The organism is Variovorax sp. SPNA7, from assembly GCF_033807855.1.
Lineage (GTDB): Bacteria > Pseudomonadota > Gammaproteobacteria > Burkholderiales > Burkholderiaceae_C > Variovorax > Variovorax beijingensis.
In genome coordinates this window covers 1,660,381-1,672,696 of record NZ_CP138513.1, presented here as the reverse complement: position 1 = coordinate 1,672,696, position 12,316 = coordinate 1,660,381, and the positions used below count along the sequence as shown (strand labels likewise).

Below are 12,316 nucleotides of genomic sequence, written 5' to 3'. Positions count from 1 at the left end.
AACGCACGCCGCAATGTAGGCGAAATCAGCCCGGCCCGTATGTCAACAGGGTTGCTACCTGGCTTCTACTCGCGGTAGGCGCGGCGCGCCAGCGCGGCGGCCAGCACCTGCGCCGGATCGACCAGGCTCAGCCCGGCCACGGCGGCCGAACCCTGCAGCCCGAGCGGCACCTCGGTGCAGCCCATGATGATGGTGACCGGTCCGTGGCGCTGCGCGAGCTGCAGCGCCACCTGCGAAAAACAGGCTTCGGCGAGCTGCATGTTGCCGGCCTTGACGCCCTCGAAGATGCCGCGCGTGATGATGCGGCGCTCATCGGCCAGCGGCACATGGCAGTCGAGCCCCGCCTCGGCCAGCGCCTGTTCGTAGAGCCGGACGCGGTAGGTGCCTTCGGTGGCCATCAGCGCCACGCTGCCCGCGCGCTGCTCGGCAAGATGCTGCGCCACCTCGCGCGCCATGTGCAGCAGCTCGACCTGCGGAAAGCGCTCCTGCAGCCGGGCATGCCAGGCATGCGCGGTGTTGCAGGCAATGGCCACCGCCTGGCTGCCCAGTGCGGCAAGCCGCCCGAGCGCCTGCAGCATCGGCTCGAGCGGCTGGTGCGCGCCGCTCTCGGCCGAGCCCAGCGCATCGGTGCGGTCGGGCACCGGCACCTGCGCCAGCCAGTGCTCCGGAAAGGACTGGTCCCGCACCGGCTCCCCGCGCGCGCGCATCTGCTGCGCACAGGCCTGCACGAAGAGCCGGACGAAGTCGGCCCCCGCCGCCGGGCCCATGCCGCCCAGGATGCCGACGACGTTCGTGGAAGCCATGGATCTGGTCCGTCCGTGGGTCAGGTCGCTGGCTTGTCCGAAGGCGCCTTGATGTTGTCCTTGAGCTGCTGGCTCATGGGCAGGTTCAGCGGCGCGTTCTTCGGCGGGATCGGCGACATGAACCACTTGGTGTAGAGCTTCTCGAACTCGCCGCTCTTCATCATGCCGATGAAGGTGTCGTCCACCAGCTTCTTGAAGGCCGGGTCGTCCTTGGGCAGCATGCAGGCATAGGGCTCGACCTGCAGCGCCTCGCCCACCACCTCGTAGTCGGCCGGGTTCTTGGCGTTGGCAATCAGGCCGAACAGCAGGATGTCGTCCATGGCAAACGCCACGGCGCGGTCGCTTTCCACGAGCAGGAAGGCGTCGGCGTGGTCCTTGCCGAGCACGATGTCCATGTCGAGGTTCTTCTCGGTGTTGTACTTGCGCATGACCAGCGCATTGGTGGTGCCGGTGGTGCTGGCCACCGTCTTCTTGGCGAGGTCGGCGTAGTCCTTGATCTTCGAGGACTTCTTCACCAGCAGGCGCGTGCCCGTGTAGAAATGGTTGACGGCAAAGGCCACGTCCTTGCCGCGCGCGCTGTTGTTGGTGGTGGAGCCGCACTCCAGGTCGACGGTGCCGTTGGTGATGAGCGGAATGCGGTTCTGCGAGGTCACCGGCATCAGCTGCACCTGCAGGCTGGGCTTGTTGAGCTTCTTCTTCACCGCCTCGACCACGGCGTTGGAGAGTTCGACCGAGAAGCCGATCGGCTTGTTGGGGCCGTCCAGGTAGCTGAAGGGCACCGACGACTCGCGGTAGGCGAGCGTGATCTTGCCGGACTCGGCGATCTTGGCCAGCGTGTCGGCGGCCTGGACGCCGGTGGCGGAAAGCAACACCACGGCAGCGGCGGCCATCAATGCGGAGAGTTTCATGCGAGCCTTCTTCAGATTGGTTGAACAGAGCGGCCAGTGTAAGAAGGAGTGACACAGCGCGACAATTCCAATTGAACCCTAGGCCATACCCAAAGGTTATGGGTTAGGGAAACGCGGGCGGCAAGGCATGCGCTTTGGCTATGGGCCTCCGCGCTTTTGGCATTTCCGGGCGGCGCGGCGCGCACCTACAGTCGACGCTGTCCCCTCTTCACTCCCTTTTCGGAAAGTTGCCTCCATGCATGTGTGTGTGCTGGGCGCCGGCATCGTGGGCCTGGCCACCGCCTGGCAGCTCGAACGCCGGGGCCACCAGGTCACGGTCGTCGACCGCGCCGCCCCCGGTGCGGGCGCCAGCGGCGGCAACGGCGCGCAGCTCAGCTACTCGTATGTGCAGCCGCTGGCCGATCCGTCGATCTGGAAGCAGCTGCCCAAGCTGCTGCTCTCGCCCTCCTCGCCGCTCAAGCTGAGGCCCCAGCTCGATCCGCTCCAGTGGCGCTGGGGGCTGGCCTTCATGGCGGCCTGCAATGCGCAGACCTCGCGCAGCACCACCGCGCAACTGCTCGCGCTGGCTGCGCTGAGCCGCACCGGCTTCGAGGAAATGCAGGCCGACGTGGCACCCGACTGCGACTTTTCCGCCACCGGCAAGCTGGTGCTGTACGCCAGCGCGGCCTCGCTCGACGGTGCGCGCGCGCAGCTCGAGCTGCAGCGCGCCATGGGCAGCGCGCAGCGCATCGTCTCGCCCGACGAATGCGCCGCCATCGAGCCCGCGCTCGCGGGCTATCGCGGCCGGATGGCCGGCGCCGTCTACACGCCGAGCGAATGCGCGGCCGACTGCCTCAAGGTCTGCGCCGAACTGCAGCGGGTGCTCGGCGCACGCGGCGTGCGCTTTCTGCTCGGCACCGACGTGCATGGCTTCGCGCGCAGCAACGGCCGGGTGGTGGCAGTGAACACCAGTGCCGGCGACATCGAGGCCGATGCCTTCGTGATGGCGCTGGGCTCGGCCTCGCACAGGCTCGGGCGCGCGCTGGGCGCCTACTTGCCGGTGTATCCGCTCAAGGGCTACAGCATCACGGTGGAGGTCGATCCCTCGCCCGGTGCCGCGCCCACGGTGAACGTGACCGACAGCGCCCGCAAGGTGGTGTTCGCGCGCATCGGCTCGCGGCTGCGCGTGGCGGGCATGGCGGAACTGGTGGGACACGATGCGAGCATTCCGGCCACGCGCATCGAGACGCTGGCCGCCGCCACGCGCGCCGTGTTCCCGCATGCAAGCCAGCTCGAGCAACTGCATCCGTGGACCGGCATGCGGCCGGCCACGCCCAAGGGGCTGCCGATCATCGGCCGGCTGCCGAGCGCGCCGGCGAACATGCTGTTCAACACGGGCCATGGCGCGCTGGGCTTCACGCTGGCCTTCGGCTCGGCGCAGCGGATTGCCGAGGCGCTGGAGCCTGCGGCTTCCTGAGCCGCGGCGCCACCTATCTCCGGACCAATCTCAGGCCGCCTGCTCGATCGCCTCGCGCATGCAGCGCGTGATGCCGCGCACCGCCACCGAATCGGGCTTGCCCGCAAAACGCAAGGCGCGCACCGGCACCGGAATGTGCGGCTCCAGCGCCAGCACGTCGACCTTGGCGGCGTCCGCCGAACGGGCGGTGCAGCCGTCGACCAGCGCCACGCCCAGCCCGTGGTGCGCCATCGACAGCGCGGCATGGTAAGTCTGCACCGTGACCACCGCCTGCTGGAAGCCGACGCCCGCCTGGCGGCAGGCCTGGCTCAGGCTGGTGCCCACCGGGTCGCGGCTGTCGAGCCCGATCACCGGCCGGTCGACCAGATCGTGCAGCGCCACCGAGCCGTTGCGCACCAGCGCGCGCGGCAGCATGCCCTTGGGCGCGATGCACACCATGCGTGTGTCGGCCAGCGTTTCCTGCGTGAGCGAGGGATGCACCGCGGGGCTGAAGACGAAGCCCACGTCGGCCTCCTGCAGCAGCAGCGCCGACATGATCTGCGGCGAGTGCAGCGACTCCACCGTGATCGCATAGCCCGGATGCCTCTCGCGGAAGGCCTTGAGCGCGCGCGGCAGCACCTCGTAGCTCAGCGCCAGCACGCTCAGGATGCGCAACTCGCCGGTGTCGCTGCCCGCGCGCAGGTTGGCCGCGAGGCGCTGCACCTCGTCGAGCTGCGCAAACAGCCGCTCGATGTGCGGATAGAGCGTGAGCGCCTCGGTGGTCGGTGTGAGCCGACCCTTGGCGCGCTGGAACAGCGGAAAACCCAGCTGCAGCTCGGCATGCTGCAAGGTGCGGCTCACCGCCGGCTGCGTGATGTTGATGAGCCGCGCCGCCGCGCTCACGCTGCCCGTGAGCATGATCGCGTTGAAGACCTCGATGTGGCGCAGGCGCATGGCGAGGTCAGTTGCCGATTTTGTTGCGCGAGAGATCCATCACCATGCGGGTTGCAAGATAGAGCCTCGGCTCGATGGAATCGACCAGCACGTACTCGGCGTCGGCCGAATGCGCGCCGAAGCCCTGCAGGCCGAAGCGCTCCACCACCGGCGCCTTGGTCTTGAGCGCGGCAAAGGCGGCATCGGTGCCGCCGCCGGCCACCTTGTCGTCGGCCCCCAGCGGCCGGCCGAGCTCGTCCTTGTAGATCTGCTGCGCATGCTTCGCGAGCGCGAGCGAGGCACCGGTGGCTTCGAGCGGCGGACGGCGGCGCTCGAACTTCATCTCGACCTTGGCCTCCGGAATCAGCTGCTTCTTCACGCGCTCCTGCACCTGCTGCTCGATGCGGTCGTAGTCGCTCACCTTGAGCACGCGCACGTCGGCGGCCGCGGTGGCGCTGGCCGGAATCACGTTGCGGTTGCTGCCCGAACGCGAGATGGTCCAGTTCATCTTGAGCCCGGTAGCCGGGTCGGACAGGTCGCGCATCTGCAGGATCTGGTGCGACAGTTCGTAGAGCGCGTTCACGCCCAGCTCCGGCGCCGAGCCCGCGTGCGAGGCCTTGCCCGTGACGTTCAGCGAGACCGAGGCAATGCCCGCGGTGGCCAGCGAGAGCTTGTCTTCCTTGACCGAGGCACCCTCGAACGACAGTACCGCGTCGTGCTCGCCGCCCAGCCGCGTGATGAGCGCGCGCGAACCCGGCGAGCTGATTTCCTCGTCGCCGTTGATGAGCACCGTGAGCGTGCCGTAGTCCTTGAACTTCAGCGCCTGCAGCATCGCGACCGTGTGCGTGATGACCGCCACGCCCTGCTTGTCGTCGGCAATGCCCAGGCCGTAGGCCTTGTCGCCTTCGACGCGGAACGGTTGCTTGTCGAGCATGCCCACGGTGTAGACCGTGTCCATGTGCGCGATGAGCATGATCTTCTTCTTGCCCGTGCCCTTGAAGGTGGCGCGCACCGCCCGGCCGATCTTCTCGGGCGTGTCTTCCATGCGGTAGGCCTCGGCGCTGGTGTCGACGAGTTCGACCTCGCCGCCCATGGCCTTGAATTTCGCGGCGATGAGGTCGGAGATCTTCTCCAGGCCTTCGAGGTCGCGGCTGCCCGATTCGATCGAGACCAGTTCCTTCAGCGTCTCGAGCAGCGCGGGCTTTTCCTTGGCGGCCAGCGAGGTGATGCGGGCATCGGGGGCGGCAAACGCGGTGCCGAGGCAGGCGGCGCAAACGGCGGCGAGCAAAAATTTGCGGGGCTGGAATGTCATGTGCGTGCTTCTTCTTTCTTTAGCGGAGGTGGATCAGTGCGCCTTGTCCCAGTTGGGACCGATGCCGATCTCTGCCAGCAGCGGCACCTTGAGCTCGGCCACGCCGGCCATCAGGCGCGGGATTTCGGTGCGCACCCATTCGATCTCGGCCTCGGGCACTTCGAACACCAGTTCGTCGTGCACCTGCATGATCATGCGGGTGGCGCGCTTCTCCTCGTCAAGCACGTTCTGTACCTTGATCATGCTGAGCTTGATCAGGTCGGCCGCCGTGCCCTGCATGGGCGCATTGATGGCCGCGCGCTCGGCACCGCCGCGGCGCGGGCCGTTGGGCGAATTGATCTCGGGCAGGTACAGGCGCCGGCCGAACACGGTCTCCACATAGCCCTTTTCCTTGGCCAGCGCCTTGGTCTCGTCCATGTATGCCTTCACGCCCGGATAGCGCGCAAAGTAGCGGTCGATGTAGGAGGCCGCGGCCTTGGTCTCGATGCCGAGGTTGCGCGCCAGGCCGAAGCTGCTCATGCCGTAGATGAGCCCGAAGTTGATCACCTTGGCATAGCGGCGTTGCTCGCTCGACACCTGGTCGGGCGTGGCGCCGAACACCTCCGCCGCGGTGGCGCGGTGCACGTCGATGCCCTCCCTGAACGCGCGCAGCAGCGACTCGTCGCCGCTGATGTGGGCCATGATGCGCAGCTCGATCTGCGAGTAGTCGGCGCTCGCGATCACGCTGCCGGGCGGTGCAATGAAGGCCTCGCGCACGCGGCGGCCTTCGGGCGTGCGGATCGGGATGTTCTGCAGGTTGGGATCGTTGCTCGACAGCCGGCCCGTGACCGCCACCGCCTGCGCATAGTGCGTGTGGACGCGGCCGGTGCGCGGGTTGGCGAGTTGGCCGAGCTTGTCGGTGTAGGTGCCCTTGAGCTTGGACAGGCCGCGGTGCTCGAGGATCTTGGCCGGCAGCGGATAGTCCTCGGCCAGCTTTTCGAGCACTTCCTCGTCGGTGCTCGGTGCGCCGCTCGGCGTCTTCTTGACCACCGGCAGGCCCAGCTTGGTGAAGAAGATCTCGCCGATCTGCTTGGGCGAGCCCAGGTTGAAGGGCTGGCCCGCGATCTCGTAGGCCTCCTGCTCGAGCGCCATGATGCGCGTGCCGAGTTCGTGGCTCTGCGCGGCGAGCGTGGGCGCGTCGATCAGCACGCCGTTGCGCTCGACGCGGTAGAGCGCCTCGCTCGAATCCATTTCGAGCTGGTAGATGAAGCGCAGCTTCTCGTCGCGCTCGATCTGCGGCCACAGCGCGAGGTGCACGTCGAGCGTCTGGTCGCTGTCCTCGCACGAGTATTCGGCGGCCTTGGCGATGTCGACCTGGCTGAACGGAATCTGGTGCGCGCCCTTGCCACACAGGTCCTCGTACGAGATGCCGCTGCGCCCCAGGTGCCGTTCGGCCAGGCTCGCGAGGCCGTGCGGCCGGTGCGCCTCGAGCACATAGCTCTGCAGCATGGTGTCGTGCGCATAGCCCTGCACTTCGATGCCGTGGTTGGCGAGCACATGGCGGTCGTACTTGATGTGCTGGCCGAGCTTTTTCTTCGCGGGGTTCTCGAGCCAGGGCTTGAGCCTGGCGAGCACCTCGTCGATGGGCAGCTGCACGGGCGCGTCGGGATAGTTGTGCGCCAGCGGAACATAGGCCGCCGCGCCGGGCTCGATGCTGAAGCTCACGCCGACGATGCGCGCCACCATCTCGTCGAGCGAGGTGGTCTCGGTGTCGATGGCGGCCAGCTCGGCGGCTTCCAGCTTGGCGAGCCAGGCATCGAACTGTTCCCAGGTGGTGATGGTCTCGTACTTCAGGTTGCTCGCGGGCGATGCGGCCTCCAGCGCGCCAAGGTCGGCCGATTCGTCGAACAGCCCGCCCTGGTCGGCGCTTGCGGCGGCGCCACGGGCCAGCTGCTTCTTGATGTTCTCTTCGATCAGTTCGGGCGGCACTTCCAGCGCCTCGAGCGACTTGACCAGGCTCTTGAAGCCGAACCTCTCGTAGAAAGGCTTGAGCTCGGCGGTCTGCGGCGCGCCCACCGGCAGGCCTTCGAGCGAGGGCAGGCCGACCACGTGTGCGGCCAGGTCGCAATCGGTGCGGATGGTGACGAGCTGGCGGCTCAGCGGGAGCTTGTCCAAGGCCTTGCGCAGGTTCTCGCCGGCTTGCCCCTTGACCTCGGCGGCGCGCTCGATCAGCGCATCGAGCGAGCCGTATTCGAGCAGCCACTTGGCAGCAGTCTTCGGGCCGACCTTCTCGACGCCGGGCACGTTGTCGACCGCATCGCCGACCAGCGTCTGGTAGTCGATCATCAGGTTGGGCGGCACACCGAACTCCGACGTGACCCCCGCCACGTCGCGCTTCTTGCCGTTCATCGTGTCGATGATCGTGATGTGCTCGTCCACCAGCTGGCTCAGGTCCTTGTCGCCGCTCGAAACGATCACCTCGATGCCCTGCTGCGCCGCGGTCTTGGCGAGCGTGCCGATCACGTCGTCGGCCTCGATGTCGGGCACGCAGAGCACTGGCCAGCCCATCAACTTGACCACCTCGTGGATGGGGTCGATCTGGCTGCGCAGGTCGTCGGGCATGGGGGAGCGGTTGGCCTTGTACTCGGGGTACAGGTCGTCGCGGAAGGTCTTGCCGGGCGCATCGAAGATGCAGGCCGCGTAGTCGGCGCGCACCTCGCGGCGCAGCGCCGTCATCATGTTGATCATTCCGCGGATGGCGCCGGTCGCCGGGCTCTTCGGGTCGCCCGGCACGGCCCGCAGGTCGGGCATGGCATGGAAGGCGCGGTAGAGATAGCTCGAGCCATCGACGAGCAGCAGCGTTTTCTTGTCGGTCATCGGGCCATTTTGCCGTGCCCGGACCGGCATCCCGAACCACGCCGGCAAGCGCCGCCCGCCGACACCCCGAAAGCGCCCTCGCGCCTACAATCCCTGCATGCCTAGCCCCACACTCCTGGTCGCCCGCCGCATCCTGCTGGCGCTGGCCTTTGTCGTCCCCGTTGCCGCCGTCCAGGCGCAGCCTGCGCCCGCCGCAACGCCTGCGCCGCCCGAGCCGCTACAAAACCAGGAGCAGGCCGACGGCCGCCGCAACCAGAAGGTCGAGCACATCCACACGGAAGACAGCGGCGCCTCGGTCGACGAGGTGCGCTATGGCGGCCGCACGCAGAGCATCAACGTGAAGCCCAAGGCCAACGTGCCGGGCTACGAGGTGCGGCCCAACGATCCAGGCGCGCGCACAGGTTCGGGCGATGCCAACTCGAACGGCAACGGCGCCCGGGTCTGGAACGTGATGAAGTTCTGACCGTGCCGCGCCTTCCATCTGCAGCAAGACGCTGAGCACCGCCATGGCAGTTTTTACCGAAGTCGAGTTCGGCGAGGCAGACGCGCTCGTGCAGCGCCTGGGCCTCGGCCCGCTGCGCGAGCTGCGCGGCATCGAGGGTGGCATCGAGAACACCAACTATTTCGCGACCACCGAAAGCGGCGAGTTCGTGCTGACGCTGTTCGAGCGCCTCAGCGCCGAGCAGCTTCCCTACTACCTTTGTCTCATGAAGCACCTGGCGGGCCGCGGCCTGCCGGTGCCCGAGCCGGTGGCCGATCCGGCCATCCAGCCGCCCTCGGGCCATGCGCTGACGATTCCCGCAAACGCCCCGTGCGAACTGCTGCTCAAGGTGGCGGGCAAGCCGGCCGCGCTGGTGCAGCGGCTCTCGGGCCGAAGCGAACTGGCACCAGGCACGGCCCATTGCGCCGAGCTGGGCGCCCTGCTCGCGCGCATGCACCTGGCCGCGCGCGACTTTCCGCGCATCCAGCCGAACCTGCGCGGCCTCGCATGGTGGAACGACACCGTGCCGGTGGTGCTGCCCTACGTGGACGAATCGCAGGCGGCGCTGCTGCGCGGCGAGCTCGCCTACCAGAACCACATCGCCGAATCGTCGGCCTACGCGGCGCTGCCGCGCGGCCCGGTGCATGCCGACATGTTCCGCGACAACGTGATGTTCGCCACCGGAGACGACGCCGGCGCGGCGCCGCGCCTGACCGGCGTGTTCGACTTCTATTTCGCGGGCACCGACACCTGGCTGTTCGACCTGGCCGTGTGCCTGAACGACTGGGCCATCGATCTCCCGACCGGCCAGCACGACGCCGAACGCGCCGACGCGCTGCTCGCGGCCTACGAAAGCGTGCGCCCGCTGAATGCGTCCGAGCGCGCCCTGCTGCCCGCCATGCTGCGCGCCGCGGCGCTGCGCTTCTGGATTTCGCGGCTGTGGGACTTTCACCTGCCGCGCGAAGCCAGCATGCTGAAGCCGCACGACCCGGCGCACTTCGAGCGCGTGCTGCGCGAGCGCGCCACCCATCCGCATGCCATGGCGCAGTCGCTCGAGCCGCTGCCCGCCTGACCCTTCAAAAATGAAACTCCACATCGTGCCGGCGCGAACCGGCGCCGTATGGGTCCGCCTCGGGCTCAAGACCTTCTGGCGGCAGCCGCTCGCCTTCATCTCGCTGTTCTTCCTGCTGATGGCGCTGATCTCGACGGTGTCGCTGCTGCCGCTGGTGGGCAGCGTGCTGGCGCCGATCCTGCTGCCCTTCATGACGCTGGGCCTGATGGTGGCCACCTCGGTGGCCTACACCGACAACGCGGAGGGCGCCGGCATTGCCGGCCACGCGCAGCGGCCCACCGGCTCGGCCATGTTCGTGGCGGTGGCCGCCGCCATGCGCGCCGAGTGGCGCTCGCTGGTCAAGCTCGGCGTGATCTCGGCGGCGTATTTCGTGGTGGCGGTGCTGCTCACGAGCTTCATCGACGGCGGAGAGCTGGCACGCGCCTACCTGCTCGACGACATGCCGTCGGCCGAGACCATCGCGAGCAGCGACTTCCAGGTGGCGCGCATGTTCCTCATGTGCCTGAACCTGCCGCTCTCGCTGGCGATGTGGCACGCCCCGGCGCTCGTGCACTGGCACGGCGTGGAGCCGGTCAAGAGCATCTTCTTCAGCGTGGTGGCGCTGTTCCGCAACTTCGGCGCCTACGCGCTCTTCGTGCTGGCGTGGTTCGGCGTGTTCCTGCTCGCGGGCATCGGCATGGGGCTCATCGCCACCGTGCTGATCGGCGTGGGCGCGGCGGCCGGCGGCGCGGCCCTCATCGGCAACGTGCTGATCGTGGGATCGGCGCTGGTGCTCGCGGCCATGTCGCTGAGCTCCACCTGGTTCACCTTCCGCGACAGCTTCGATCCCAGCTGATCCTTCTTCTCAATCGGCCGCGGCCCTGTCCTTGCGCAGGCTCGCGAACAGCGACCAGGCCATGCCGGCCAGCAGCAGCAGGCCGATGGCCAGCGCTCCCCACAGCCACCACTTGCGCGCCGGATCCGGCTGCGTGGGCACCGGCAATTGCGCCGCCGCGGCCACTGCTGCATCGACAGCGGCCACCGGCGGCTGCGGCAGCACGACGGTGGCCTCGTCCGCCGCCACCGGCTTGTTCGCGCTGTAGCCCGGCAACAGGGTGGCAAGCGCCAGCGCCGCGCCAGGTGGACCGCCCTGCACCGCGTTCTTCGGCGGCACGGCGTTCCAGGCCAGCGAATAAGGCGCGGCGCCTTGCGCCAGAAACACCAGCGTGCGCGGCGTGGCGCCCACCGCAATCGACGGCGGCGCCGCACCCAGCAGGCTCACCGGCCCGGCGGTGCGCAGCCGCAGGTGCGTGTAGCGTGCGCCGTCCAGCGCCAGCACCGGCGAGCGCGCCTCGCCGCCCGTTTGCGCCAGGCGGTACACCACCGTGTCGAGCAGCGGCACCTCGCCCGCACTGCCGGTGGGCGCCACAGGCGGGCGCTGCCGATGCCGCAGCGCATACAGCGGATTGCGCGGCACGGGCGCCGGGTCGGCGGGGACCGTCGGCGTGGCGGCGAGCAGGCCCGAGATGCCGACCTGCGCCAGCGTGTTGACGTCGGCCAGGTCGATGCGCAACGCTTCCAGGGGCAGGCCGCGCGGCAGTGCGTAGTCGCAGTGGTCGGCGCCGCAGCGCTCCGGCTTGAGCGCGCCGGACCATTGGAGCGGCGCCGCGGGTTCGGCCTCCTGCACGCTGTCGATCGCCACGCCGGTCAGCGGTGCACCGCTCTGCGGATCGCTCCAGCGCAGGCGCAGGAAGCGCGCATGCACGCCGCCCAGCTCGACCGCGAGGCGCTCGATGGCCTGCCCGCCGTGCGTGAGCCGCACCAACTGTTCCTCGCCGCCCACCGTCCGCCAGTGCCGCAAGTCGTCGCTGGCCTCCAGCCTGAAGGCGAACAGCCCGCGCGCCTCCGGCGCCACCTCGAAGCGCGCCTGCAGCAGGCCGCCCTTGAGCTGGCTCGCATCGATCAGCCACTGCGCCGCGTCGGCCTGCTTGCGCACCGGCTTGCGGGCCAGCGCCAGCGAGCCGTCGGGCCGCACCCTGAAGCTCGGCGACGCGTCGTCCGATGCATGGTCGGCACTCGCGGGCAGCGCAAAGATCGGCACCTCCTTCGAGCTGAAGCGCGGGGCCGCGGCCTCGTCGCGCAGCCATGCGTAGGGCACGGCATCGCCGGTGGCATTGCGCACGCGAACGTCGCGCAGGTCGCCACGCGCGGCCAGGCCGTAGATGCCCAGCGGCAGCGCGAGCCGGTAGTACGGCCCGTTGCCTTGCAGGGCAATGGGCGCGGTGGTGGCGGGCTGCGCCCCGGCCGCGCCACACCAGGCCGCGGCCATGGCCACGGTGAGGCGAACACCCGCCAGAAGAAACGACAACTTGGTGTTTTGCTTCATGCTGCACCTCCTTCGGGCAACACGACATCTTTCTCCATTTCCCTCTTCTTTGGCGGCACGGGCGCGAAATAGCCCACCAGCAGCAGCAATGCGCCCAGCTTCAGCACCACAACGCCGAGCGGCACCGCGCCGCCGACCCACGAATGGCACC

At 68.7% G+C, this 12,316-nt stretch carries 11 protein-coding genes; 4 read left to right on the top strand and 7 right to left on the bottom strand.

The window, feature by feature from the left end; genetic code table 11:
• Window positions 1–65 precede the first annotated feature (65 nt).
• Entirely contained in the window at window positions 66–803 is a 738-nt protein-coding gene (locus tag RZE77_RS07665) for an aspartate/glutamate racemase family protein (RefSeq protein WP_319441344.1), read from the bottom strand.
• A 20-nt stretch (window positions 804–823) separates the two neighbouring features.
• The gene (locus RZE77_RS07660; protein WP_319441343.1) at window positions 824–1,711 is read right to left on the bottom strand and encodes a transporter substrate-binding domain-containing protein; all 888 of its coding nucleotides are present in this window, start codon (window positions 1,709–1,711) and stop codon (window positions 824–826) included.
• A 235-nt stretch (window positions 1,712–1,946) separates the two neighbouring features.
• Here RZE77_RS07660 and RZE77_RS07655 point away from each other — a divergent pair, with 235 nt between their 5' ends.
• A complete protein-coding gene (locus RZE77_RS07655; RefSeq protein ID WP_319441342.1) occupies window positions 1,947–3,167 on the top strand; it encodes a D-amino acid dehydrogenase in 1,221 nt (406 codons plus the stop codon).
• A 30-nt stretch (window positions 3,168–3,197) separates the two neighbouring features.
• On the opposite strand, the gene RZE77_RS07650 is transcribed toward RZE77_RS07655, so the two are convergent.
• From RZE77_RS07650 to polA, 3 genes are read right to left on the bottom strand one after another with little or no spacing between them, the layout of a single operon-like run.
• A complete protein-coding gene (locus RZE77_RS07650; RefSeq protein WP_319441341.1) occupies window positions 3,198–4,100 on the bottom strand; it encodes a LysR family transcriptional regulator in 903 nt (300 codons plus the stop codon).
• Window positions 4,101–4,107: 7 nt separating this feature from the next.
• Window positions 4,108–5,391, bottom strand: coding sequence for a M20/M25/M40 family metallo-hydrolase (locus RZE77_RS07645; protein WP_319441340.1), 1,284 nt, complete (start codon window positions 5,389–5,391; stop codon window positions 4,108–4,110).
• Window positions 5,392–5,424: 33 nt separating this feature from the next.
• Window positions 5,425–8,247 (bottom strand): DNA polymerase I, encoded by a 2,823-nt coding sequence (gene polA / locus RZE77_RS07640; RefSeq protein ID WP_319441339.1) that lies wholly within the window; start codon window positions 8,245–8,247, stop codon window positions 5,425–5,427.
• 97 nt (window positions 8,248–8,344) lie between these two features.
• Here polA and RZE77_RS07635 point away from each other — a divergent pair, with 97 nt between their 5' ends.
• The 3 genes from RZE77_RS07635 to RZE77_RS07625 are packed head-to-tail and all read left to right on the top strand — an operon-like array spanning window position 8,345 to window position 10,635.
• Entirely contained in the window at window positions 8,345–8,710 is a 366-nt protein-coding gene (locus RZE77_RS07635) for a hypothetical protein (protein ID WP_319441338.1), read from the top strand.
• A gap of 43 nt (window positions 8,711–8,753) precedes the next feature.
• The gene (locus RZE77_RS07630; RefSeq protein WP_319441337.1) at window positions 8,754–9,800 is read left to right on the top strand and encodes a homoserine kinase; all 1,047 of its coding nucleotides are present in this window, start codon (window positions 8,754–8,756) and stop codon (window positions 9,798–9,800) included.
• Window positions 9,801–9,810: 10 nt separating this feature from the next.
• On the top strand, window positions 9,811–10,635 hold the full coding sequence (locus RZE77_RS07625; protein ID WP_319430778.1) for a BPSS1780 family membrane protein: 825 nt from the start codon (window positions 9,811–9,813) through the stop codon (window positions 10,633–10,635).
• Between the two features lie 9 nt (window positions 10,636–10,644).
• Here the strand turns inward: RZE77_RS07625 and RZE77_RS07620 are convergent, their stop codons facing one another.
• A complete protein-coding gene (locus RZE77_RS07620; protein ID WP_319441336.1) occupies window positions 10,645–12,165 on the bottom strand; it encodes a DUF3999 domain-containing protein in 1,521 nt (506 codons plus the stop codon).
• Window positions 12,162–12,290, bottom strand: a complete 129-nt coding sequence (locus tag RZE77_RS07615) for a hypothetical protein (protein ID WP_319441335.1) — start codon at window positions 12,288–12,290, stop codon at window positions 12,162–12,164. Before RZE77_RS07615 ends, RZE77_RS07620 begins: the two co-directional genes overlap by 4 nt.
• Window positions 12,291–12,316: the final 26 nt, after the last annotated feature.